We start from the raw sequence: 23,876 nt of genomic DNA, 5'->3' as shown, positions 1-23,876 counted from the left end.
GAAATCCGGAAGACTGGCGGGCCCGGCCAGATCTGTCGGGCCGTCAGCCCGCTTCCGGGGAAAGGGAGTCATGTCGGAAATCTCCCGTTCTCAAGCCCACGCCCACCGCGACGCGGGTACCGCGCCACGCGGTCCGGGCGGTCCGGGCGGACCGCACGGCGCCGGCGGCGCCGGGTGGGGCGCCACAGGGCACTCCCAGGGCGGGCACAGCAGCAGACCGCGGGTCAGCAGTTCGCTGGCGGTCGGCGAACTGGTCGATGCCGCCCTGCCGCTGATCGCCGACTGGCTGCCGGGGCAGCGCTGGTACGCGGGCAAGGGCCAGTCGATCACCGGCCTGCACCCGGTCAACGCGACCCCGCTGCTGACCGGCGACCCGGCGATGCTGCACCTGCTGCTGCGGGTGGAGCACGGCGCGGGGGCCGACCTCTACCAGCTGCTGCTCGGCCTGCGCACCGAGGCGCCGTCCGGCCTGCTGCCGGAGGCGGTGCTGGGCAGCCTCACCCACGGCCTGTACGACGGCGCCACGCTCTACGACGCGGTGCACGATCCCGAGCTGACGGGGCGACTGCTCGGCCACCTGGCCACCGGCGACCGGTTCGGCCCGCTCTCGTTCCGCCGCACCCCGGGCCCCGGGCTGCCCAGTGACCTGCTCGGCCGGGCCGGCACCGCCGAGCAGAGCAACACCTCGGTCATCTACGGCACCTCCTTCATCCTCAAGCTGTTCCGCCGGATCAGTCCGGGCACCAACCCCGACCTGGAACTGTCACTGGCCCTCTCCCGGGCCGGCAGCACCCGGATCCCCCGGGTGGCGGCCTGGTTCGAGAGCCGGCTGACCGGCGCCGAGCCGGCCACCCTGGGGCTGCTGCAACGCTTCCTGCCGGATGCGGAGGACGGCTGGGAGCTGGCGCTCGACCAGGTGGCCCGGCTCAAGGGCGACCCCAGTCCGGGGAACTTCGCGGTGGAGGCGCACCGGCTGGGCCGGGCCACCGCCGAGGTGCACCGGGTCCTGGCCCGCGCACTGCCGGTGGCCAAGCTGGACCGCGAGCAGACCGGCCGACTGGCCACCGCGATGGCCGAGCGGCTGGACGCGGCAGCGGTCGCCGTCCCGGCCCTGCGCCGCTACCGGCCGGCCCTGCACGCCGCCTTCCAGCAGCTGACGGCCGATCACCTGACCGGCCTGACCGTCCAGCGGATCCACGGGGACCTGCACCTCGGGCAGGCGATGCGGACCCCGCACGGCTGGGTGCTGCTGGACTTCGAGGGCGAGCCGGCCAAGTCGGTGGCCGAGCGGCGGGTACCGCAGCCGGCCCTGCGGGACGTGGCGGCGATGCTGCGCTCCTTCGACTACGCGGCGGCCCACCTGCTGGCGGGGGCCGAACCCGACCCACAGCTGGCCCATCTGGCCGCGAGCTGGGCGGCTCGCAACCGCACCGCCTACTGCGCGGGCTACACGGCGGCCGGCGGCACCGATCCGGCGGGCTGCCCGGAGCTGCTGCGGGCACTGGAGATCGACAAGGCGGTCTACGAGGTGGTCTACGAGGCCCGGCACCGGCCGGGCTGGCTGCCGATCCCGCTGACCGCCATCCATCGCCTGGCCACCGCCTCATGACGCATCATCAGGTGTTGGATCACTGAAGCTGTTGGATCCCTGCCCCACACCCCGCCAGGAGGAACCCCGCCGTGGCCCCGCTCGACCGCACCAACCCGACCGTGCCCGCCACCTTCCTGCCGGGCGGCGGGCCGCGGCCCCGCGCGGCCGCACCCGGGCGCGACGTGCCCGCGTCGGAGGCACCGGCCACCACGGCACCCGTCACCACCACCACTCCGGAACCGGGCAGCCCGATCACCAGCCCGGTCGACGCGCCGGCGCTGCGGCTGGCCGAGGCGCCGCTGCCGCCGGCCGAGATCGACCGGCTGGTCGGCGGCACGCACCACGACCCGCACGCCCTGCTCGGCGCCCATCCCACCACCGGCGGCACCGCGATCCGGGTGCTGCGTCCGCTGGCCGAGCGGGTCACCATCGAGACCGTCTACGGTCCGGCCGAACTGACCCACCAGCAGGCCGGCCTCTTCACCGGGCTGCTGCCCGGCTCGGCGATCCCGGCCTACCGGCTGCAGGTCCGCTACCCGGGCGGCGGGCCGCTCGGCCAGGAGGACGGCTACCGGTTCGCGCCCACGCTGGGTGAGTTGGACCTGCACCTGATCCGGGAGGGGCGGCACGAGCAGCTCTGGCGGGTGCTGGGGTCGCACCCGCGGGTGGTGGACGGGGTGGCCGGGGTGGCGTTCGCCGTGTGGGCGCCGAACGCGGCCGGGGTGCGCCTGGTGGGCGACTTCAACTTCTGGGACGGCACCGGGCTGCCGATGCGCTCGCTGGGTGCCAGCGGCGTCTGGGAGTTGTTCGTGCCGGGCCTCGGCGAGGGCACGCTCTACAAGTACGAGATCCGCACCCGGGACGGCCGCCTGCTGCAGAAGGCCGACCCGCTGGCCCGGGCCGCCCAGTGCCCGCCGGGAACGGCCTCGATGGTGCACCGCTCCGAGTACGAGTGGGGCGACGCGGCCTGGCTGGAGCGCCGGGCCCGCGCCCACCACCACCGGGCACCGATGTCGATCTACGAGCTGCATCTTGCTTCCTGGCGGCCCGGCTTGACGTATCGTCAGCTGGCGGCGGAACTGCCGGGGTATCTGCGGGGGTTGAACTTCACGCATGTGGAGTTCATGCCGGTGCTGGAGCATCCGTTCGGTGGTTCCTGGGGCTACCAGGTGTCGGGGTTCTACGCGCCGACCGCGCGGCTGGGCTCGCCGGACGACTTCCGGTTCCTGGTCGACGCGCTGCACCGGGCCGGAATCGGGGTGATCATGGACTGGGTGCCGGCGCACTTCCCCAAGGACGACTTCGCGCTGGCCCGGTTCGACGGCGAGCCGCTCTACGAGCCGGCCGACCCGCGCCGCGCCGAGCACCCGGACTGGGGCACCCTGACCTTCGACTACGGCCGTACCGAGGTGCGCAACTTCCTGGTGGCCAACGCGGTCTACTGGTGCGAGGAGTTCCACATCGACGGCCTGCGGGTGGACGCGGTCGCCTCGATGCTCTACCTCGACTACTCCCGCGAGGACGGGCAGTGGGCCCCCAACCAGTTCGGCGGCCGGGAGAACCTGGACGCGGTCGCCTTCCTCCAGGAGATGAACGCCACCGTCTACCGCCGCTGCCCCGGCGTGGTCACCATCGCCGAGGAGTCCACCGCCTGGGACGGCGTCACCCGCCCCACCGACGGCGGCGGGCTCGGCTTCGGGCTCAAGTGGAACATGGGCTGGATGCACGACTCGCTGGTCTACATCGGCAAGGAGCCCGTGCACCGCAAGTACCACCACAACGAGATCACCTTCTCGATGGTCTACGCCTACTCCGAGAACTACGTGCTGCCGATCTCGCACGACGAGGTGGTGCACGGCAAGCGCGCGCTGGTCGCCAAGATGCCGGGCGACTGGTGGCAGCAGCGGGCCAACCACCGCGCCTACCTCGGCTTCATGTGGGCCCACCCGGGCAAGCAACTGCTCTTCATGGGACAGGAGTTCGCCCAGGGCGCGGAGTGGGACCACGAGCACGGCCCGCAGTGGTGGGTGCTCGACGAGGGCTGGCCGGCCGCCGAGGACCACCAGGGCGTGCGGCGGCTGGTCGGCGAGCTGAACCGGGTCTACCGCGCCACCCCGGCGCTCTGGGAGCAGGACACCAGCCCCGACGGATTCCGCTGGCTGGACGGCGGCGCGGCCGAGGACAACCTGCTCTCCTTCGTCCGGTTCCCGGTCGACGGGCCGCCGCTGGTGGCCGTCTGCAACTTCTCCCCGGTGGTCCGGCACGGCTACCGGGTCGGCCTGCCCCCGCTGGGCGGCGCCGACCAGCTCTGGACCGAGGCGCTGAACACCGATGCCGAGGGCTACGGCGGCAGCGGGGTCGCCAACCCGCCGGTGATCAAGGCCGAGCCGGTGGCCTGGAACGGGCAGTCGCGCAGCGCCGAACTGATCATCCCGCCGCTGGCCACCCTCTGGCTGCGCCCCGCCTGAGCACGACGTCCAGCCGACCGCTCCAGGGCAGGGGCGGTCGGCCCACCCGCGCTCCTGGCGACCGGTGCTGAGCCCTGCTCAGCTCTCTCCCCGATCGCATGCAACCGAACACCCGTGCCCTAGTGTCATAGCTCGCGCCGGGCAGCGGGTCCGGGTGGCACAGGAGCTGGATACCGAAGAGCACGATGGCACTGACAGGCACCCCCTTCTTCATCCTCACGATCGTCCTCTTCGTGGGTTCGATCGCGCTGGCCATGGCGCAGTTCCGGGCGCGGAACAAGGGCACCGCGGTCCGCGGCGGCAGCCGGCGCCGCCAGAGCGGAGGCGGAGGCGGCGGGCCGCTGCGCGCCGTCGGATACCTGGCGACCATCCTGCTCTGCCAGTTCACCGCCGTGACGATGGTCTTCGTGCTGGTCAACAACGACAACCAGCTCTACGACAACTGGGGCGACCTGCTGGGCACCTCCAACCACGTCCACTCGGTGCCCGTCCCACCGAAGGACGCCGGCCTGGCCGGTGATGCCGCGGCCGCCTCCGGCGCGCCGCGGCAGAAGCAGCCGCTCACCTTCAAGCCGGCCAGCTCCGACGCCGTGCCCAAGGACGTCCAGCAGACCGACCTCAAGGGCCCGCTCTCCGGGGTGGAGGGCGAGGTGCTGGTCTGGACCCCGCCGCAGTACAACGACCCGGCTTACAAGGACAAGACCTTCCCGGTGGTCGAGTTGCTGGCCGGCTACCCCGGCAGCTCCAGCACCTGGTTCGGCGACATGGCGGCCAGCAACCAGCTCTCCGCGCTGATGAAGTCCGGCCAGGTGACCCCGTTCATCCTGGTCTCGCCCCGGGTCCAGCTGCTCAACAACGCCGACACCGGCTGCGCCGACGTGCCGGGCAAGGTCAACGCCGAGACCTGGCTCTCCCGCGACGTGCCGCAGATGGTCATCGACAACTTCCGGGCCGACAACACCGCGGCCGGCTGGGCGCTGGCCGGCTTCTCGGCCGGCGCGCACTGCGCCAACCGGCTCGCGATCGGCCACCCCGACCGCTACCGGGCCGCGATCGCCATGTCCGGCTACAACGACCCCACCGGTGAGAAGGCCTCGCTCACCTACCAGGACCCCAAGCTGCGCGTGGTCGACAACCCGCTCTACATGCTGACCCACTCCCAGACGCCGCCGAACGTCGGCCTCTGGGAGACCGGCAAGAAGGGGGACGGGTACGAGGACGCGGAGGCGCTCAAGGCGGCCGCCAAGTCGCCGACCTCGGTGACCACCTTCGAGACCACCGGGTCGCACGTGATCAGCACCTGGAAGCCGCTGGTGGTGCCGGCCTTCGAGTGGCTCTCGACGCTCATCCCGGCACCGTAGCGGCCGTCCGGGCGGGCCCTGCGGCCCGCCCGGACGGGACCTTCGACTCTTGCTCCGGCCGGGCCCGTCGTCCTGCGACAGCGGCTTCGAACTGCGAAGGTATGGTCGAACCGACGACCGACTCCGCAGGTCGTCGCAGCTGGACCCGGAACGGGCCGCAACGGACGGAGTGACACGCGTGGCGCGCAGTGTGTACGTGACCGGCATCGGCCGGGGGGATGGCCGCCAGGCCGTCGAACTCGGGGTCATGGAACTGCTCACCCGCCAGGTGGACCGGGTGGGGGTGTTCCGGCCGCTGGTGCACGCGCAGGCCACCGGGGAGCTCGCCGGCGACCACGTGGTCGAGCTGCTGCGGGCCCGCTACCGCCTGGAGCCGCCGGCCGCCGAACTGTACGGGCTGACCTACGAGCAGGCCGCCGCGCTGCAGGCCGCCCAGGGGCAGGACGAGCTGGTCAGCGCGCTGGTGGACCGGTTCCGCGCGCTGGAGCGCAAGTGCCAGGCGGTCCTGGTGCTCGGCACCGACTTCGCGGACACCAACATCCCCGACGAGCTGGCCTTCAACGCGCGCCTGGCCAACGAGTTCGGCGCCTGGGTGCTGCCGGTGGTCGGCGGGCACGACCAGGACCCGCCGGCCGTGATCGCCGAGGTGCTGGGCGCCCACCGCGCCTACACCGAACTCGGCTGCTCGACCCTGGCGATGATCGCCAACCGGGTGGCGCCCGGCGCCAAGCAGCCGGTGCTGCGCGGACTGACCAGCAAGCTGCCGGTGCCCGCCTACGTGATCCCCGAGGAGCCGGCGCTGGCCGCGCCGACCGTCGCCCAGCTGGTGGAGGCGACCGGCGCCGAGGTGCTGCTCGGTGACGCGCCGGGGCTGGCCCGGGACGTGCGGGGCTTCGTCTTCGGCGGCGCGATGCTGCCCACCTTCCTGGGCGCGCTGACCGAGGGGGCCCTGGTGGTGACCCCCGGCGACCGGGCCGACCTGCTGATCGGCTCGCTCGCCGCGCATGCCGCCGGCGCGCCGCCGATCGCCGGGGTGCTGCTGACGCTGGCTCAGCACCCGGGCCCGGACGTGCTGGCGCTGGCCTCCCGGCTGGCCCCCGGCACCCCGGTCGCGCTGGTCCCGGGCGGCAGCTGGCCGACCGCCGCCGCGCTCACCCACCTGGAGGGCAAGCTCGGCTCGGACAGCCCGCGGAAGGCCGAGATCGCTCTGGGCCTGTTCGAACTGCACGTGGACACCGCCGAGTTGACCAGCCGGATCGAGCTGAGCCGGTCCGACCGGGTGACCCCGATGATGTTCGAGCACGAGCTGCTGGAGCGGGCCCGCGGCTCCCGGCGGCACGTGGTGCTGCCAGAGGGCACCGAGGAGCGGGTGCTGCGGGCCGCCGAGATCCTGCTGCGCCGCAACATCTGCGACCTGACCCTGCTCGGCGAGCCGGACGCGGTCCGCCGCAAGGCCGCGAGCGTGGGCATCACGCTGCCGCAGCCGGACGAGCACGGCGACGGCGGCGACCGGGCCGAGCTGCGGATCGTCGACCCGGCCACCAGCCCGCTGCGCCAGCGCTTCGCCGAGCTCTACGCCGAGCTGCGCGCGCACAAGGGCATGACCGTCGAGCTCGCCCACGACGTGGTCACCGACGTCAGCTACTTCGGCACCCTGATGGTGCAGGAGGGGATCGCCGACGCCATGGTCTCCGGCGCCGTGCACTCCACCGCCGCGACCATCCGGCCGGCCTTCGAGGTGATCAAGACCGCGCCGGGCGCCGCGATCGTCTCCTCGGTCTTCTTCATGTGCCTGGCCGACCGGGTGCTGGTCTACGGCGACTGCGCGGTCAACCCCGACCCCGACGCCCAACAGCTGGCCGACATCGCGATCCAGTCCGCCGAGACCGCCGCCGCCTTCGGCGTCGAGCCGCGGGTGGCGATGCTCTCCTACTCCACCGGCACCTCCGGCACGGGCGCGGACGTGGACAAGGTGCGCAGGGCCACCGAGCTGGTCCGGGCGCTGCGTCCGGAGCTGCTGGTGGAGGGTCCGATCCAGTACGACGCGGCGGTGGACCCGCATGTCGCCGCAACCAAGCTGCCGGGCTCCGCGGTGGCGGGCCGGGCCACCGTGCTGATCTTCCCGGACCTGAACACCGGCAACAACACCTACAAGGCCGTCCAGCGCTCGGCCGGCGCGGTCGCGGTCGGACCGGTGCTGCAGGGACTGCGCAAACCGGTCAACGACCTGTCCCGCGGCGCGCTGGTGCAGGACATCGTCAACACCGTGGCGATCACCGCCATCCAGGCCCAGCGGGAGCAGAGCGCGGGCCAGGACGAGAAGGAGCAGAGCGCATGACCGAGGCGACCCGGATCCTGGTGCTCAACGCCGGCTCCTCGTCGGTCAAGTACCAGCTGATCGACATGGTGGACGGCGAGCGGCTGGCGCTCGGCCTGGTGGAGCGGATCGGCGAGCCCGGCGGCCGGCTGCTGCACACCCCGCACGGCGGCGAGCGGCGCGAGTCGGCGCGGCCGTTCCCCGACCACACCGCCGCGCTGCGGGCGGTGGCCGAGGAGCTGGCCGCCGACGGCCTGGGCCTGGACTCCCCCGAACTCGCCGCGATCGGCCACCGGGTGGTGCACGGCGGCAAGCGCTTCACCGCGCCGACCGTGGTGAACGACGAGGTGCTGACCGAGATCCGCCGCCTGGTGCCGGTGGCCCCGCTGCACAACCCGGCCAACATCGTCGGCATCGAGGTGGCCCGGTCGCTGCGTCCCGACCTGCCGCAGATCGCGGTCTTCGACACCGCCTTCCACACCACGATCCCCGAGTACGCGGCCCGCTACGCGATCGACACCGCCGTCGCCGACGAGCACCGGGTGCGCCGCTACGGCTTCCACGGCACCTCGCACCAGTACGTCGCCCGGGCCACCGCGCGGCTGCTCGGCCGGGACCCCGCCGAACTCAACCTGATCGTGCTGCACCTGGGCAACGGGGCCTCCGCCTCGGCGGTGGCCGGCGGGGTCTGCGTGGACACCTCGATGGGGCTGACCCCGTTGGAGGGCCTGGTGATGGGCACCCGGTCGGGCGATATCGACCCGGGCGTGATCTTCCACCTGCACCGGGTCGGCGGCCTGTCGATCGACGAGATCGACGACCTGCTGAACCGGCGCAGCGGCCTGCTGGGCCTGTGCGGGGACAACGACATGCGCGAGATCGTGCGCCGCGCCGAGGCCGGCGACCAGGCCGCCGCACTGGCCTTCGACGCCTACATCCACCGGCTGCGCAAGTACCTGGGCGGCTACTACGCGGTGCTCGGACGGGTGGACGCGATCGCCTTCACCGCCGGGGTGGGCGAGAACGCGGCGCCGGTGCGCGCGGCGGCGACCGCCGGTCTGGAGGCGCTGGGGATCGCGGTGGACCCGGAGCTGAACTCGGTCCGTTCCGGCCGAGCCCGGGTGATCTCGCCCGCCTTCTCCCGGGTCACCGTGGCCGTGGTGCCCACCGACGAGGAGCTGGAGATCGCCCAGCAGGCGTACGCACTGGTCCGAAACAGTTAACAGCTGTGATCGGAGGTTCGTCCCAATCCCCGGGAATAACTCCTACGGATAGGATCATCGATATGCGCCGAGCGAAAATTGTCTGCACCCTGGGTCCGGCCACGGACTCCTACGAACAGCTGAAGGCCATCGTCGAAGCGGGCATGAACGTCGCCCGTCTGAACATGAGCCACGGCTCCCACGCGGAGCACGAGGAGCGGTACCGCAAGGTCCGCCAGGTGTCCCAGGACACCGGCCGCACCATCGGTGTGCTGGCCGACCTGCAAGGCCCCAAGATCCGTCTGGCGACCTTCGCCAACGGCCCGGTGACCGTTGACAACGGCGACACGTTCACCATCACCACCGAAGACGTCCCCGGTGACCAGTACATCTGCGGCACCACCTACAAGGGCCTGCCCGGCGATGTGAAGCCCGGCGACCCGATCCTGATCAACGATGGCGTCATCGCCCTGGAGGTCGTCAGCGTCGACGGCCCGCGGGTGAAGACCGTGGTGATCGAGGGCGGGGTGCTCTCCAACAACAAGGGCATCAACCTGCCCGGCGCGGCCGTCAACGTGCCCGCGCTCTCCGAGAAGGACAAGGACGACCTGCGCTTCGCGCTCAACCTGGGCGTCGACATGGTCGCCCTCTCCTTCGTGCGCAACGCCGGCGACATCGACGACGTGCACAAGGTGATGGACGAGGTCGGGATCCGGGTCCCGGTCATCGCCAAGATCGAGAAGCCGCAGGCGGTCGAGGCGATGGAGGAGATCGTCCTCGCCTTCGACGCGATCATGGTGGCCCGTGGCGACCTGGCCGTGGAGTACCCGCTGGAGAAGGTGCCGCTGGTCCAGAAGAAGCTGATCACGCTGGCCCGCCGCAACGCCAAGCCGGTCATCGTCGCCACCCAGATGATGGAGTCGATGATCCACGCCTCGCGCCCGACCCGCGCCGAGGTCTCCGACGTGGCCAACGCGATCCTGGACGGCACGGACGCGGTGATGCTCTCCGCCGAGTCCAGCGTCGGTAAGTTCCCGGTCGAGACGGTCAAGACGATGAGTCGGATCGCCGAGCAGGCCGAGGAGGAGCTGCTGGCCCAGGGCCTGCAGCCGCTCAACCCGGGCCGCAAGCCCCGCACCCAGGGCGGCTCGGTCGCCCGCGCGGCCTGCGAGCTGGGCGACTTCCTGGACGCCAAGGCGCTGGTGGCCTTCACCAAGTCCGGTGACACCGCCCGCCGCCTGTCCCGCTACCGCTCGCCGATCCCGGTGATCGCCTTCACCCCGGACGCGGCCACCCGCAACCAGCTCTCGCTGAGCTGGGGCGTGGAGGCGTACGTGACCGAGCAGGTGGCCACCACCGACGAGATGGTGCTGCAGGTCGACCGCGAGCTGCTGTCGATGAAGCGGCTGAACGAGGGCGACACCGCCATCGTCACGGCCGGCTCGCCCCCCGGCATCCCCGGCAACACCAACATGGTCCAGGTGCACCACCTGGGCTCGCGCCACCACGGCAACTGAGTCCGCGTCAGCGGCACGACGGGCCCCCTGCGAAGCTTCGCAGGGGGCCCGTCGGCTTGCCGCCGGGGCGTCAGTGCCCGTACGGGTAGGGCGCGGTGTCGTTGTAGAGCTGCATGCCCGGGATGTGCAGGGTGCCGCCGAACTGGCCGGCCTGGATCGCGGTGACCCCGGTCATGGTGATGTCGAGCGGGATCGGGACCGCGCCGATCAGGTCGTAGAGCCAGGTCGGCAGCGTGTCGGGGGTCAGCGTGATGGTGCCCAGGGGCGGCAGCGGGATGCCGTAGAGCGCGGACAGCTCGCCGCTGAGGCTCTCCACGTACATCGTGATCGGGCCGTCGACCATGGTCGAGGTGCTGCCGGGAGCGCCCTTGACGTGGAAGGTCTCGGGCGGGGTGCTGCCGTGCCCGGTGTCCTCGATTGTCGACATGTCGAGGTTGTCGATGTCCACCGAGCTGACGGTGAACTTGAGCACCCGCTTGGTGGTGGTCGGGGTGTTCACCTCGTAGACCCCGCCGAAGACCGCACCGTGCAGCGCGAGCCGGGTGGTGTTCAGGGTCCAGTTCTGGTCCGGCACCACCTGCCCGCCGGGCACGGCCGCGGCCGCCACGTTGCTGGTGTCCACCGGGCAGAGCGGGCGGGTGTCGCCCTTCGCGAGGGCGGAGGCGACCGCGGCGGGAGCGGTGGGGGCGGCAGCGGTCGGGCTGGGAGTGCTCGAGGCGCTGGGGGTGCTCGAGGCACTGGGGGTGCTCGAGGCACTGGAGGCCGGGGCGCTGGGCGAGCCGCTCGGGGCCGTGCCGGGGGCACCGGCGGGCGCGCTGCTCGGCGCGGACGGGGTGGCGCCGCCGGCCGCCGGGGCGCTCGAGGTGCCGGCGGCCGTGCTGGGCTGGGCGGCGTTCGGCGCCGGGGTGCTCGGGGTGACCGGGGTGACCGGGGCGCCGACCCGGGGGGCGGCGGGCGGGGTGACCGGGGTCGGCTTCGGCTGCTGCTGGTCCTGGTGGTTCGGGTCGAAGATCCCGGCGATGCCGTTGATGATGTCGCCGATCAGGCCGCCGCCGCCACTGCCGCCACTGTCGTCCGCCTGCACCACGTGACTGGTGACGGCGGCGGCGGCCTGCTGCTGCGCCGCCGGGCCCGCGTTCGGCGAGACGAAGGCGGCACTGACCGTCTGGCCGGCGCCGGTCGTCGAGGCCTTGGTCTTCCCGGCGGTCGGGTCCGGGACCGGGGTCAGCTGGCTCTTGGGAACCTGGGTGATGGTCACCGGGGCGTTCGCGGCGGGCGCGCAGGAGCTGCCGGCGGCGGTGGTCGCGGCGGAGGCCAGCTCGGGCAGCACGGTGGTGCCCATCAGCAGCGCGGTCGGCACCGCGGTGAAGGCCAGCAGCTTGGCCCGCTTGCGGCCGCTCACCCGGGGCGCGGCGTGCCGGGGCCCCTCGGCCGGTTCCGCTGCCCGCTCTCCCCCGGTGCCGCTCACTCCACGTCTCCCGCCTGCTCGATCACCGCGGGCTGGTCGACGGCGGCGGCCTGCCCGGGGAGCTGGACGGTCTCGGCAGCGGGCTCGGCGACGGCTTCCGCCGCTGTCGCCTGCGCCGGGACGGACATCGCCACGCCCGGGTCAACTGCCGTGTCGGCCACCGGCTTCGGCTCCTTGAGCGGCGCCCAGGCGCAGAGCAGACCGCCGCCGAGCAGGCCGAGGATCAGCCCCATCCCGAAGCCGCCGAGGTTGGAGACCGGGATCGAGATCAGCGACAGGATGGTGACCGCGATGCCGCAGAAGACCCTGGTGGCCGGCTGGAACCAGGCCGAGACGCCGAGCGCGATCATCAGCAGCCCGATCACCAGCGAGCCGGCGCCGGCCGTGGTGGCCATCGCGATCGTCACGCCCGACAGGGTCAGGTGCGCATACGGGAAGTACAGGATCGGCACCCCACCGACCACCGAGATCAGGCCGCCCCAGAACGGCCGGGTCCGGCGCCAGGCCCGGAACCTCAGCCGCGCCCGGGTGGGCAGGCCGGCACCGTCGGGCCAGAGGGGGGCAGTTGCGCTGGTCACGATGGAACTCCTCGTGGATCTGTCCGAGGGGAAGAGCTGGGGGTGTGCGGCCAGGGGACGGCTCGATTCGCGCCGCCCCCTGGTCGCCGGGGCCGCTCGGGCGGCCTCGGGTCATCCGTTCATCCGTACCGGGTGCCCGGCTGGGCCGGACACACCGTCAAGGACGGATTAGTAGCACTCCTGGTCACCCGACACGATGTTCAGGTTCAGGCCCGGCAGCGAGAAGGTGCCCGCCGAGGTCGCCCAGGCGGTCTGCTTGACGTTGTTCAGGTCGGCCACCGGGGCGGACTGGGCGAAGCCCAGGGCGCCGGTCGGCTTGGAGCTGCCGTCCGCCGCCTTCCAGTTCTGGGTGGCGGAGCCGGTCAGGGTGGAGGCGTCCTGGCCGATGTTGATCTGCTGGAAGGTCGCGTCGGCCTGAAGGCTGTTCAGGTCGATCAGCAGGTCCTTGGCCTGGACCTGGTTCGGGTCGGTGGCCAGACCACTGCTCGCGACCGCCGCGGTGCCGGCGTGCAGCTGCAGGGTGTAGGTGCCCAGCGGGCCCAGGTTGTAGACCACGGACTGGCACAGGTTGTGGATGCTGGCCGTGTCGAACGCGGAGATCGCGACCACGTGCGTGCTCTTGTCGGCACCCACGTCGACCGAGCCGAACTGCGCGAAGTTGGTGCCGTGCAGCTGGTCGGCGGTCACCTTGAACTGCTGACCGGAGACGCTGAACGAGGCGGCCAGCGCGCTCTGCGCGATGCTGACACCGACGACGGCGGTGGCGGCGATGCTGGGCACCATGACGAGGGCGAAGCGCTTCCAGCGGGTCTTGCCATAAGTCTGGGACATGCGTGTCCTCCTTCTCGGACGTACATCTCCGGTCGGGTCCGACACGCTGCGCGGATCCCGTCCTGGGATGGGAGAAGAGCTACGTCCTCGGTAGCCGATAGCGCCGCCGTCGAGCAGGACAACCTGACGACGGGCGATCACCCCCGAGCGACAACCAACCGACCGCGCGGGGCCGCGCGGCCGACAAAGGACAGGAACCGCGGTGGGACGCGGACACCCCCCTGTCCTTCAACCGCCGATCAGCGCCGGCGGTTACCCGGTGGGGATCCCGCACCGCACATGTCCGGCAGACTGCCGGTGAGTGAAGTGAGGGACCAGGCGTGGCCGATCGTGCTGGAATCCCGGCCGAAGCACAAGGGGTGCGTTACTGACGGGTAATCCAATATGGAGGCTCGATGATCATGGCACGTCCATGACATCAACGCAGTGTGACGAAATCCGGCCGCGGCTTCGCAGAAATCTCCTGGAAACAGGAAGGAAACACCGGCGCGCGGTCACCTCTGGTGACCGCGCGCCGGTGTTGTCAAGATTTGATAAACCCTCACGGGGTTGACACGAATGTCGCCTTATCACCGCTGATCACTGACGACACCGCAGGTCACCCGCCGTGCCATCGGCGACACCCGAGGCCGCGTCAGCAAAGCCCGGTCAGCGCAGGCCAGGCCGGCGCAGGCCGGGTCAGAACAGGACCCGCGCCAGCGCGCTCCGTGCCGCGGTGACCCGCGGGTCGTCCGCGCCGATCACCTCGAAGAGCTCCAGCAGGCGGACCCGCGCGATGTTCCGATCGGCTCCGGCAGTCCGGCCCACGGTGTCCACCAACCGCCCGAAGGCGTCCTCGACGTGGCCGCCCACCAGGTCCAGATCGGCCGCGTCCAGCTGGGCCTGGATGTCCTTGGGGTCGGCCGCGGCGGCGGTGCGCACCGCCTGCGGGTCCAACTCCTGCACCCGGCGCAGCAACTCGGCCTGGGCCAGGCCCAGCTGTGCCTCGACATTGCCCGGCTGCTCGCTCAGCACGTTCTGGTAGGCCTGAACCGCACCGCCCAGGTCACCGCGGTCCAGCGCCTCGTGCGCGGCGGCCAGCGCCGGGTCCTCGGGCGCGCCCGGCAGGTCGGCCGCAGCCTCGGCGGGCACGCCGGTGCCGCCCACGATGCCGAAGCGCTGCTCGGCCACCGCGATCAGCTGGTCGAGCACCTTGCGGACATTGCTCTCGTTCTCGGCCCCCTGGAAGAGCGGCACCAACTGCCCCGCCACCACGGCCATCACGGCCGGGATGCTCTGGATGCCGAACTGCTGGGCGATCAGCTGGTTCTGGTCGACGTCGATCTTGGCCAGCACGATCTGGCCGGCGTACTCCTCGGCCAGGCGCTCCAGGATCGGGCTCAGCTGCTTGCAGGGGCCGCACCACTCGGCCCAGAAGTCGACCACCACCGGAACCTCGGTGGAGCGCTGGACGACCTCCTCCTCGAAGGTGTCCTCGGTGACGTCGATGACCAACTGGTAGCCGACGCCCGGGGCCGCCATCGCGCCGGCCTCGCCGGACTCGGCCTGGCGGGCGCGTTCGGCCCGGGCCTGCTCGGCCTTCTGCGCGGCCTCGCCGGCCGCCTTCACCGCGGCGAGGTCGACCACACCGCGCATGGAGGCGGAGCTGTTCAGATGCGTGTTCCGTGGCTGCATGGAACCATCCTCCCCCGTCCGCGCGATTGCCGGGCACCATCCGCCGGGAAAGCCCGCATCGAACCGTGCCCGGAGCGCCCTTGCGCCGGCTCCGCTCCCCTACAGTGCGGAGCCGGCTACCTGGTAGCCGTCTTTCGTCAGCGGCGCGGATCCCCACCCGCGCCCCGCACCCGCCCCTCCCACAGGGCCGGCACGTGGTTGCCGCTCTATTCGCTACAGGTCGTAGCGTATCTGTGCCCCGCCCCCGGAACGCAAGTCCCACTCAAGTGTCAAGTGCGTGATGTGGGCCACTTTCCTTGCCGACCAACTGTCGATACGGTTGCAACCCCCACCCAAGCTACTCGTCAGTACATGCAAGGAGGCCCGGTGGCCCCCACCCCGCAGCCGGCCCAGTCCCGCGCCCCGTCCCGCAGCAAGGGCCGCCCGCGCAGCGCCGCCGCGGATCAGGCGATCCTCGACGCGACCCGGGAGGCGCTGGCCGAACTCGGCTGGGGCGGACTGACCATGGGCCACGTCGCGCTGCGGGCCGGCGTCGCCAAGACCACCCTGTACCGCCGCTGGCCGTCCAAGAACGAGCTGGTGGTGGACGCCGTGGCCAGCCTCTTCGACGAGCTGGCGGTGGCCGATCTGGGCAGCCTGCAGGCCGACATCGAGGACGTGGTCGCGCAGTTCGCATCCGTGCTGGCCCGCCCGGAGAGCCAGGCCGCGCTGCTCGCCGTCTTCGCCGAGGGCAGCCGCGACCCGCAGCTGCGCCAGCGGATCCGCGAGCACATCGTCGATCCGCAGAAGGTGCTGGTGCACCAGGGGCTGGCGCACGCGCTGGCCCGCGGCGAACTGGCCGCCGAGCCCGACCCGCTGGCGGCGGCCGAGCAGATCGACATCATCTTCGACACCATCGCGGGCGCGGTCGAGCACCGGATGCTGGTGATCGGTGAGCCGGTCACCCCGCAGTGGATCCGCCGGTTCACCGAGCTGCTGCTCAACCCCGGGCTCTACCAGAGCTGCTGAGGCCCGCCGCGGGGCCGCCGGCACGACGAGGCCGCCGGAGGGGAGCAGCTGCTCCCCTCCGGCGGCCTCGTCGTGCCACGGACTCAGAAGCCGGCCGGCTCCCGGTAGATCCCCCACTCCGCGCGCAGCGCGTCGCAGATCTCGCCCAGCGTGGCCTCGGCCCGCACCGCCTGCAGCATCGGCGGGATCATGTTCGCCCCGTCCCGCGCCGCCGCCAGCATCGCGTCCAGACCGGCCCGCACCGCCGCCTCGTCCCGGGCGGCCTTGCGCGCGCCCAGCACCCGCACCTGCTCGCGCTCCACCTCGTGGCTGACCCGCAGGATCTCCAGCTCCGGGGTCACCGACTTCGGGAAGCAGTTGACCCCGACCACCCGCTTCTCGCCCTTCTCCACCGCCTGCTGGTACTGGAAGGCGGCCTCGGCGATCTCACCGGTGAAGAAGCCGTCCTCGATCCCGCGCAGGATGCCGGCCGTCATCGGGCCGATCGCGTGGTCCGGGCTGCCCTTGGCGAGGATCCTGGCGAAGATCTCCTCGGCCTGCGCCTCGATCCGGTCGGTCAGCGCCTCGACGTACCAGGAGCCGCCCAGCGGGTCGGCCACGTTGGCCACCCCGGTCTCCTCCATCAGCACCTGCTGGGTGCGCAGCGCGATCTCGGCGGCCTGCTCGGAGGGCAGCGCGAGGGTCTCGTCCAGCGCGTTGGTGTGCAGCGAGTTGGTGCCGCCGAGCACCGCCGAGAGCGCCTCGACGGCGGTGCGCACCACGTTGTTGTACGGCTGCTGCGCGGTCAGCGAGACACCCGCGGTCTGGGTGTGGAAGCGCAGCCACTGCGCCTTGTCGGTCTTGGCGCCGTACGCCTCGCGCAGCCAGCGGGCCCAGATCCGGCGCGCGGCACGGAACTTGGCGATCTCCTCGAAGAAGTCCAGGTGGGCGTCGAAGAAGAAGGACAGGCCGGGGGCGAACACGTCCACGTCCATGCCCCGGGACAGGCCCAGCTCCACGTAGGCGAAGCCGTCGGCCAGCGTGTAGGCGAGCTCCTGCGCGGCCGTGGCTCCGGCCTCGCGGATGTGGTAGCCGGAGACCGAGAGCGGCTTGTAGGCGGGGATGCCCTCGGCGCAGTACTCCATCAGGTCGCCGATCAGGCGCAGGTGCGGCTCGGGCGAGAAGAGCCACTCCTTCTGCGCGATGTACTCCTTGAAGATGTCCGTCTGCAGGGTGCCGTTGAGCACCGAGGGGTCCACGCCCTGCCGCTCGGCGGCCACCAGGTACATGCAGAAGATCGGCACGGCCGGGCCGCTGATCGTCATCGAGGTGGTCACGTCGCCCAGCGGGATGCCCTTGAAGAGCACCTCCATGTCGGCGGCCGAGTCGATCGCGACCCCGCAGTGGCCGACCTCGCCCAGCGAGCGGGCGTCGTCGGAGTCGTACCCCATCAGGGTCGGCATGTCGAAGGCCACCGAGAGGCCGCCGCCGCCGGCCTCCAGGATCATCCGGTAGCGCTCGTTGGTCTGCTCGGCGTTGCCGAAGCCGGCGAACTGCCGGATGGTCCAGGTCCGGCCGCGGTAGCCGGTGGGGTGCAGGCCGCGGGTGTACGGGTACTCGCCCGGCCAACCGATCCGCTCGAAGCCCTCGTGGGCCTGGCCGGCCGGCGGGCCGTAGACCGGCTCCACCGTGTCGCCGGACAGGGTGGTGAAGTCGGCGTCCCGCTTGCGGGCGCTGTCGTAGCGCTGCTGCCAACGCTGCCTGCCGCGCTCGATGTCCTCGGCGTCCATGGGGCTCAGCTCCCGCTCGGTCTCTCGATGGTGGGACTCCCTGGAAATTTACTCGGACGTCCTAGTACTTGTCGATGCCGACCCGACGCCAAGCGCCCGCGAATACGCCGAAGGCCCCCACCGTCGCGATGGGGGCCTTCGGCGACGACCACGGGTCAGGCGCCGACCGGCTGCTTGCCCTCGGCCGGTGCGAAGAGCGGCGCGAGCTCACGCGAGACCTTGCGCTCCACGAAGAAGGCGGCGGTCGGCACGGTGCCGGCGAGCAGCATCCAGGCCAGCTTGCCGAGCGGCATCTTGGCCTTGCTGCCGAGGTCGAAGGCGAAGACCAGGTAGACCACGTAGAGCCAGCCGTGCGCGATACCCACGGCGGTGACGAAGCCGTCCGCCCCGTCGATCTTGAGCAGGTACTTGGCGATCACGCCGATGGTCAGCAGGATCAGCAGCACACCGGTCAGATAAGCCATGGCCCGGTAGCGGGTCAGCACGCTCTGCTTCATGTTCGGGCCAGCCTTCGTTCTGTCACGGGGGTAGGACGGCTCATCCGAGGGTAACCGCAGTTTTCACCCGGACTGCGCGGGGGGCTCGGCGAAGTCGCCCGCCGCCACCCGCAGCGGCCTGAGCAGCTCGAACACCTGTCGGCACTGGTCCTCGTCGTAGGACTCCAGCCCGAAGTCGATCGCCATCAGCTCCCGGGTGGCCTGCTCGACCACCTCCCGGCCGTGCGCGGTGATCGCGGCCAGCACGCCGCGGCCGTCCAGCGGGTTGGGACGCCGGGAGACCAGGCCGGCCTTCTCCAGCCGGTCCACCGTGTTGGTGACGCTGGTCGGGTGGACCATCAGCCGCTCGCCGATCTTGGAGAGCGACAGTTCACCGGTGCGACTGAAGGTGAGCAGCACCAGCGCCTCGTAGCGGGCGAAGGTCAGCCCGTACGGCTTGACCACCGCGTCGAGGCGGCCCAGCAGGATCTGTTGGGCCCGCATCACCGACGTGATCGCGGCCATCGCCGGCGCCCCGCCCCAGCGACGGGCCCACAGTTCGTCGGCACGGGCGATCGGGTCGAAGTCGAGCGCGAGGGGTTTGGCCACGCCCCACACCGTACCGGCGGGCCGCCCGGCACTCGCCGGACGGCCCGCATGGTGGGACCACCGGATCAGGCGGTGGCCGGCACCAGCTCGCCGCGCTCCTCCTTGGCCAGCATCCGCTCGGCGAAGAAGCCGCCGGTCGGCAGCACCGAGAGGACGAAGAGCAGCGCCACCCGCTTGACGCCCCAGCCCTGCTTCTGCCAGGCCAGGCCGAGGAAGGCCACGTAGGCGAGGAAGAGCATCCCGTGGATCATGCCGAGCACCGGGACCGGGTTGAAGCTGGTGTTGTACTTGAAGATCATCCCGACCAGCAGAAGGATGAAGGACAGGCCTTCGGGGCCGGAGACGAGACGCAGGCGGTGGGCGGCGCTGTGCTGCATGACGGAGGACCTCACAGGTGACGGTGTCGCTTGTGAACGGGGGCACAAGCCAACGCCCATTATGAGCAGAGCGCCCGGCCCGGACCGCCCCGGGGTGCCCGAGCTCACACCGCTGACGGGCCGTCGCCGCCGCTCGCTATCCTGCTGCCGCGCGCCCGGGCCCAAGGGACGCGCTCGTACCGATCGGGGGAGCTCCACCACCATGGCGAAGCGGGACTGGAACCGGCGCGTCTGCGCCAAGCGCGGCCACATCACCTACGCGCCCGACGAGCAGGCCCCGCGCGAGCGGCTGCGGGCCGCCACCGCGACCGGCGAGGCCTGGCGGTGCCTGCGCTGCGGCGACTTCACGCTCGGCGCGCCGCACGGCACCGGCCCGGCCGCGAACGCCCCGCTGGTGGCGCGCGGCAAGGCACTGCGCGAGCTGTTCGTGCTGCGGCTGCTGGCCGTCGAGCGCGGCCTGCGCGGGGTGCTGGGCGTCCTGGTCGCCTGGGCGGTGTGGAAGTTCTCCAACAGCCAGGACGCCCTGCACCAACTCTTCGACCAGGACCTGACGGTCTTCAGGCCGGTGGCCGACCACTTCCACTGGGACCTGGAACACGCCTCGGTGATCGACACCATCCGCAAGACCTTCGACTACAAGCGCAGCACCCTGGTCTACGTGGCCGGCGGCGTGCTGGCGTACTCGCTGATCGAGGCGGTGGAGGGGGTGGGCCTGTGGCTGGGCAGGCGCTGGGCGGAGTACCTCGCGGTGATCGCCACCGCCGCCTTCCTCCCGCTGGAGGGGTACGAGCTGCACGAGCATGCGAGCGCCATCAAGATCGCCACCACCGTGGTCAACGTGCTCGCGGTGCTCTGGATCCTGCTCTCCAAGCGGCTGTTCGGGCTGCGCGGCGGGGTCGCGGCGTTCGAGGCGGAGCGGCACTCGGCCTCGCTCCTGGAGGTCGAGCAGGCGGCCGGACTGCTGCCCGCTCATGCCTAGTCAGCCCTGCTCCCGGCCGGCCCTGCCCACTGGTCGGTCCTACAATATTGTAGAAAGTTGAACTATATCGGGTACCATGGTCGGTATGGACACCAACGCCACGGAGCCGACCGAGGTCCCGGCCGAGCCCGCCCCCGATGACACTCCCTGGCTGACGGCCCGGGAGCAGCGGCTCTGGCGTGCCCACCTGGAGGTCACCAGGCTGCTGGACTACCAGCTCGGCCGCGAGCTGCAGCAGCACGACCTGGCGATCAACGACTACGAGATCCTGGTGGTGCTCTCCGAGGCGCCCGACCACCGGATGCGGATGACCGACCTGGCCACCGCGACCCTGCAGTCCAAGAGCCGGCTCTCGCACCAGATCACCCGGATGGAGAGCGCCGGCCTGGTGCTGCGTCAGGAGTGCCCGGGCGACCGCCGCGGCCTGTACGCCCACCTCACCGAGGCGGGCTGGCAGACGCTGCGCCGGGCCGCGCCGGACCACGTGCGCAGCGTCCGCGCCCACTTCATCGACCGCTTCGACGACCAGCAGCTCGACGCCATGTACCAGGCGCTGGGCCCGATCGCCGAGCACCTGCGGACGCTGCGCGGCCGGGCCTGACGAACCGGCTCAGCCGCCCTGGCGGTCGGTCAGCCCGGCCACCAGCCGATCGGCCGCGCCGTACGGGTCCAGCCGGCCGGCCGCGACCTGCTCGGCCAGCGCGCCCAGGTGGCGGTCGCCGTGCAGGTCCCCGATCCGGGCCCGCAACTGGGCCAGCGCGATCGACTCGATCTCCTGCGCCGCCCGGACGCGCCGACGGGCCGCCAGCTCGCCGCGCTCCTCCAGCCAGGCGCGGTGCTTCTCCAGCGCCTCGACCACCTCGTCGACGCCCTCACCGCGGGCGGCCACCGTCTTGACGATCGGCGGGCGCCAGTCGCCCGGCTCGCGCGCCTCGCCGAGCCCGAGCATGTGGCTCAGCTCCCGGGCGGTGGCGTCCGCGCCGTCCCGGTCGGCCTTGTTGACCACGAAGAGGTCGCCGATCTCCAGGATCCCGGCCTTGGCGGCCTGGATCCCGTCCCCCATCCCGGGCGCGAGCAGCACCACCGTGGTGTCCGCCTGCGCGGCCACCTCCACCTCGGACTGCCCGACCCCGACCGTCTCCACCAGGATCACCTCGCAGCCCGCCGCGTCCAGCACCCGCAGCGCCTGCGGGGCCGCCCAGGAGAGCCCGCCCAGGTGTCCGCGGGTGGCCATCGAGCGGATGAAGACGTCCGGGTCGGTCGCGTGGTCCTGCATCCGCACCCGGTCGCCGAGCAGCGCGCCGCCGGAGAACGGCGAGGAGGGGTCCACGGCGAGCACCGCGACGCGCTTGCCGAGCCGCCGGTAGGCGGTCACCAGCGCCGAGGTGGAGGTCGACTTACCGACCCCGGGCGAGCCGGTCAGGCCCACCGTGTACGCCCGCCCGGTGTACGGCGCCAGCGCGGCCATCACCTCGCGCAGCTCGGGGGCGGCGTTCTCGACCAGCGAGATCAGCCGGGCCACCGCGCGCGGACGGCCCGCGCGGGCCTGCTCGACCAGGGTCGGCACGTCGATCATGGAGTCTCCTCTCGAAACCCGAACGACCGGCGCCCCCTCCACCGGAGGGGGCGCCGGCACTGACGCCTGGTCAGACCTTGGGCACCCGGACGATCAGCGCGTCGCCCTGGCCGCCGCCGCCGCACAGCGCGGCGGCGCCGATGCCGCCACCGCGCCGGCCCAGCTCCAGCGCCAGGTGCAGCACCAGGCGGGCGCCGGACATCCCGATCGGGTGGCCGAGCGCGATCGCGCCGCCGTTGACGTTGACCTTCTCCTCGGTGACGCCGAGGTCCAGCATCGACTGGTGGGCGACGGCGGCGAAGGCCTCGTTGATCTCGATCAGGTCGAGGTCCTCGACCGCGATGCCCTCCTTGGCGACGGCGTGCTTGATCGCGTTGGACGGCTGCGACTGCAGCGAGTTGTCCGGGCCCGCCACGTTGCCGTGCGCGCCGATCTCGGCGATCCAGCTCAGGCCCAGCTCCTCGGCCTTGGCCTTGCTCATCACGACCACGGCGGCGGCACCGTCGGAGATCTGCGAAGCGCTGCCGGCGGTGATGGTGCCGTCTTTGGTGAAGGCGGGACGCAGCTTGGCCAGGCCCTCAGCCGTGGTGTCGGCCCGGATGCCCTCGTCCTGGCCGAACAGCACCGGCTCGCCCTTGCGCTGCGGGATCGCCACCGGCACGATCTCCGCCTCGAAGACGCCGTTCTTCTGCGCGGCGGCGGCCCGCTGGTGCGAGCGCGCGGCGATCTCGTCCTGCACCTCGCGGCCGATGCCCAGCCGGGTGTTGTGCTTCTCGGTGGACTCACCCATCGGGATGTTCTCGTAGGCGTCGGTCAGCCCGTCGTGGGCCATCGCGTCGAGCAGCTCGATCGCGCCGTACTTGTAGCCCTCGCGGGACTTCGGCAGCAGGTGCGGGGCGTTGGTCATCGACTCCTGGCCGCCGGCCACCACGATGTCGAACTCGCCGGCCCGGATCAGCTGGTCGGCCAGCGCGATCGCGTCCAGGCCGGAGAGGCAGACCTTGTTGATGGTCAGCGCGGGCACGCTCATCGGGATGCCCGCCTTGACGGCGGCCTGGCGGGCCGGGATCTGGCCGGCGCCGGCCTGCAGCACCTGGCCCATGATCACGTACTGCACCTGGTCTCCGGTCACGCCGGCCCGCTCGAGCGCGGCCTTGATCGCGAAGCCGCCCAGGTCGGCGCCGGAGAATCCCTTGAGCGAGCCGAGCAGCCGACCCATCGGGGTACGGGCGCCCGCAACGATCACGGAGGTGGTAGCGGTGGAAGCGGTAGGCATGGAACGAGCCCCTTCGCACGTCTTGGCCAGCGAGTCCTGCCGGGATTGAGCACGGCGACAGGGCCCGGGGGGAGGATGCAGCTCAATGTACTGACCCGTAACCCGGGCGTCACCGGAGCGACGGTGTGATCAGGCTCGCACGCGACCCGGTGGCGCGGCGCCCGGCATCTGCGCTGCACTGGTCCGAACCCAGCCTCAGGAGGCCCACCGTGTTGACCCGGATCGACCACATCGGCATCGCCTGCTTCGACCTCGACAAGACCGTCGAGTTCTACCGTGCCACGTACGGCTTCGAGGTGTTCCACAGCGAGGTGAACGAGGAGCAGGGCGTCCGCGAGGCGATGCTCAAGATCAACGAGACCGGTGACGGCGGCGCCTCCTACCTGCAGCTGCTGGAGCCGACCCGGGAGGACTCCACGGTCGCCAAGTGGCTGGCGAAGAACGGCGAGGGCGTGCACCACATCGCCTTCGGCACCGCGGACGTCGACACCGACGCCGCCGAGATCAAGGGCAAGGGCGTCCGGGTGCTCTACGAGCAGCCGCGGCTGGGCTCGATGGGGTCGCGGATCACCTTCCTGCACCCCAAGGACTGCGGCGGGGTGCTGACCGAGCTGGTCACCTCCGCGAAGCCGGGCGAGGAGCACTGACCGAGGCCCCGCGAAGGCCCCCGCCGACCCCGCGACCCGCCGGTAACCTGCGCCAGTGACGACCTCGGCGGTTACAGGTTCACCCTGGCCCACTACACTGCCCAGGGTCGCGGGGAGTCCATAGCCAGGGCACGGCTGAACAGACGCTGTTC

The 23,876-nt window shown here is 71.9% G+C and carries 20 protein-coding genes; 10 read left to right on the top strand and 10 right to left on the bottom strand.

The window, feature by feature from the left end; genetic code table 11:
• Positions 1–70: 70 nt before the first annotated feature.
• The 6 genes from OG403_RS24105 (at position 71) to pyk (ending at position 10,456) form a co-directional block, all read left to right on the top strand.
• Positions 71–1,609 carry a maltokinase N-terminal cap-like domain-containing protein gene (locus OG403_RS24105; protein WP_329567729.1) on the top strand — a complete coding sequence of 513 codons (1,539 nt, stop codon included), beginning with the start codon at positions 71–73 and terminating at the stop codon, positions 1,607–1,609.
• Positions 1,610–1,680: 71 nt separating this feature from the next.
• Positions 1,681–4,059 carry a 1,4-alpha-glucan branching enzyme gene (gene glgB / locus OG403_RS24100; protein WP_442910968.1) on the top strand — a complete coding sequence of 793 codons (2,379 nt, stop codon included), beginning with the start codon at positions 1,681–1,683 and terminating at the stop codon, positions 4,057–4,059.
• A 185-nt stretch (positions 4,060–4,244) separates the two neighbouring features.
• Complete coding sequence (locus tag OG403_RS24095; protein ID WP_329567726.1) at positions 4,245–5,420, top strand: alpha/beta hydrolase; 1,176 nt, start codon at positions 4,245–4,247, stop codon at positions 5,418–5,420.
• A 178-nt stretch (positions 5,421–5,598) separates the two neighbouring features.
• On the top strand, positions 5,599–7,758 hold the full coding sequence (gene pta, locus OG403_RS24090) for a phosphate acetyltransferase (protein ID WP_329567724.1): 2,160 nt from the start codon (positions 5,599–5,601) through the stop codon (positions 7,756–7,758).
• Positions 7,755–8,960: an acetate kinase gene (locus tag OG403_RS24085; RefSeq protein ID WP_329567722.1), complete on the top strand. Its 1,206-nt coding sequence runs from the start codon at positions 7,755–7,757 to the stop codon at positions 8,958–8,960. Before pta ends, OG403_RS24085 begins: the two co-directional genes overlap by 4 nt.
• 62 nt (positions 8,961–9,022) lie before the next feature.
• A complete protein-coding gene (gene pyk / locus OG403_RS24080) occupies positions 9,023–10,456 on the top strand; it encodes a pyruvate kinase (RefSeq protein ID WP_329567721.1) in 1,434 nt (477 codons plus the stop codon).
• Positions 10,457–10,526: 70 nt separating this feature from the next.
• On the opposite strand, the gene OG403_RS24075 is transcribed toward pyk, so the two are convergent.
• The 4 genes from OG403_RS24075 to trxA form a co-directional block, all read right to left on the bottom strand.
• On the bottom strand, positions 10,527–11,924 hold the full coding sequence (locus OG403_RS24075; protein ID WP_329567719.1) for a hypothetical protein: 1,398 nt from the start codon (positions 11,922–11,924) through the stop codon (positions 10,527–10,529).
• A complete protein-coding gene (locus tag OG403_RS24070) occupies positions 11,921–12,502 on the bottom strand; it encodes a DUF6114 domain-containing protein (RefSeq protein WP_329567717.1) in 582 nt (193 codons plus the stop codon). The genes OG403_RS24075 and OG403_RS24070 overlap by 4 nt, the downstream gene beginning before the upstream one ends.
• 168 nt (positions 12,503–12,670) lie before the next feature.
• Positions 12,671–13,333, bottom strand: a complete 663-nt coding sequence (locus OG403_RS24065) for a DUF6230 family protein (protein ID WP_329567715.1) — start codon at positions 13,331–13,333, stop codon at positions 12,671–12,673.
• Positions 13,334–14,011: 678 nt separating this feature from the next.
• Positions 14,012–15,007: a thioredoxin gene (gene trxA, locus OG403_RS24060; protein WP_329567713.1), complete on the bottom strand. Its 996-nt coding sequence runs from the start codon at positions 15,005–15,007 to the stop codon at positions 14,012–14,014.
• A 351-nt stretch (positions 15,008–15,358) separates the two neighbouring features.
• On the opposite strand from trxA, the gene OG403_RS24055 reads away from it, so the two are divergent.
• A complete protein-coding gene (locus OG403_RS24055) occupies positions 15,359–16,015 on the top strand; it encodes a TetR/AcrR family transcriptional regulator (protein ID WP_442910967.1) in 657 nt (218 codons plus the stop codon).
• Positions 16,016–16,098: 83 nt separating this feature from the next.
• Here OG403_RS24055 and OG403_RS24050 read toward each other — a convergent pair whose 3' ends face one another.
• The 4 genes from OG403_RS24050 to OG403_RS24035 form a co-directional block, all read right to left on the bottom strand.
• Positions 16,099–17,784 carry an acyl-CoA mutase large subunit family protein gene (locus tag OG403_RS24050; RefSeq protein ID WP_329567709.1) on the bottom strand — a complete coding sequence of 562 codons (1,686 nt, stop codon included), beginning with the start codon at positions 17,782–17,784 and terminating at the stop codon, positions 16,099–16,101.
• Between the two features lie 155 nt (positions 17,785–17,939).
• On the bottom strand, positions 17,940–18,281 hold the full coding sequence (locus OG403_RS24045) for a DUF3817 domain-containing protein (RefSeq protein ID WP_329567707.1): 342 nt from the start codon (positions 18,279–18,281) through the stop codon (positions 17,940–17,942).
• Between the two features lie 63 nt (positions 18,282–18,344).
• Entirely contained in the window at positions 18,345–18,869 is a 525-nt protein-coding gene (locus tag OG403_RS24040; RefSeq protein ID WP_329567705.1) for a MarR family winged helix-turn-helix transcriptional regulator, read from the bottom strand.
• 65 nt (positions 18,870–18,934) lie between these two features.
• Positions 18,935–19,246, bottom strand: coding sequence for a DUF3817 domain-containing protein (locus OG403_RS24035; protein WP_329567703.1), 312 nt, complete (start codon positions 19,244–19,246; stop codon positions 18,935–18,937).
• A gap of 202 nt (positions 19,247–19,448) precedes the next feature.
• On the opposite strand from OG403_RS24035, the gene OG403_RS24030 reads away from it, so the two are divergent.
• Complete coding sequence (locus tag OG403_RS24030) at positions 19,449–20,225, top strand: DUF2127 domain-containing protein (RefSeq protein WP_329567701.1); 777 nt, start codon at positions 19,449–19,451, stop codon at positions 20,223–20,225.
• 85 nt (positions 20,226–20,310) lie between these two features.
• Positions 20,311–20,826: a MarR family winged helix-turn-helix transcriptional regulator gene (locus tag OG403_RS24025; protein WP_329567700.1), complete on the top strand. Its 516-nt coding sequence runs from the start codon at positions 20,311–20,313 to the stop codon at positions 20,824–20,826.
• 9 nt (positions 20,827–20,835) lie between these two features.
• On the opposite strand, the gene meaB is transcribed toward OG403_RS24025, so the two are convergent.
• Positions 20,836–21,801 (bottom strand): methylmalonyl Co-A mutase-associated GTPase MeaB, encoded by a 966-nt coding sequence (meaB, locus tag OG403_RS24020; protein ID WP_329567699.1) that lies wholly within the window; start codon positions 21,799–21,801, stop codon positions 20,836–20,838.
• A gap of 70 nt (positions 21,802–21,871) precedes the next feature.
• Positions 21,872–23,077 carry an acetyl-CoA C-acetyltransferase gene (locus tag OG403_RS24015; RefSeq protein WP_329567697.1) on the bottom strand — a complete coding sequence of 402 codons (1,206 nt, stop codon included), beginning with the start codon at positions 23,075–23,077 and terminating at the stop codon, positions 21,872–21,874.
• A 209-nt stretch (positions 23,078–23,286) separates the two neighbouring features.
• On the opposite strand from OG403_RS24015, the gene mce reads away from it, so the two are divergent.
• Positions 23,287–23,724 carry a methylmalonyl-CoA epimerase gene (gene mce, locus OG403_RS24010; RefSeq protein ID WP_329567695.1) on the top strand — a complete coding sequence of 146 codons (438 nt, stop codon included), beginning with the start codon at positions 23,287–23,289 and terminating at the stop codon, positions 23,722–23,724.
• Positions 23,725–23,876: the final 152 nt, after the last annotated feature.

This window comes from Kitasatospora sp. NBC_01266, assembly GCF_036242395.1.
Classification (GTDB): domain Bacteria; phylum Actinomycetota; class Actinomycetes; order Streptomycetales; family Streptomycetaceae; genus Kitasatospora.
Note: the sequence above shows the minus strand (reverse complement) of the source record. Positions and strands in the feature narration are given on the sequence as shown.